This is a genomic window from Paenibacillus sp. 01T442 (assembly GCF_056398345.1).
Window position 1 is genome coordinate 1 of sequence record NZ_JBFTPF010000209.1, and the last position, 687, is coordinate 687.

A 687-nucleotide genomic window follows, 5' to 3' on the forward strand; every position below is an offset into this window, starting at 1 on the left:
TGGGTTCCCCCATTCGGACATCCCCGGATCAAAGCCTGCTTACGGCTCCCCGAGGCATTTCGTCGTTCGCCACGTCCTTCTTCGGCTCCTAGTGCCTAGGCATCCTCCGTGTGCTCTTTCTAGCTTAACCATTTATAGGGATCTTTTGCGTAGCAAAAGTCTCTCCTAATTGAAAGAGTTAAAGATTTTTGCATGATCCAAAGATCAAGCAACCTAAGTTCTTACTTTACGTTTACTTGACAATTCTCCTAAGCTTCGCAAAGGATAATTGCAATAGTTTCGTTATCTAGTTTTCAAGGAACAACTTTGCAACCTTTACATTCGCGAAGCGATGTAGGTTGTCAACCGTTTGTGCCATATTTCGATTTAACTGGATTTCCTGTAGTTAATTTTGATGAATAAGTTGGTTTTAAGCATTTAACTGGAAATTCTACAGTTATTTCAGGCTTAAAGTCTGAATTAGACCAAAAGCGATCAAATTAACTACATATTTTCCTGTTATTTCACTTAAATCCCCTAATCCCTCGAAATTAACTGGAGTTTTTCCTGTTATTTCAGAAATATCGGTATGTTTGAAAGATTGCTCTTTCAAAACTGAACACGAGTGAGTAAGCGATTTGTGTGAATAATGAGAGACTTTAATCTACGATTAAAGATCCCTATATATCACTTGACTGGTCTTATCAA

Annotated in this window: 1 rRNA gene; it reads right to left on the bottom strand. The window is 38.3% G+C overall.

Going from position 1 to position 687, the window contains the following annotated elements:
• Nucleotides 1-130 (bottom strand): 23S ribosomal RNA (locus AC1DLM_RS35465); the annotation flags it as partial.
• Nucleotides 131-687 lie beyond the last annotated feature (557 nt).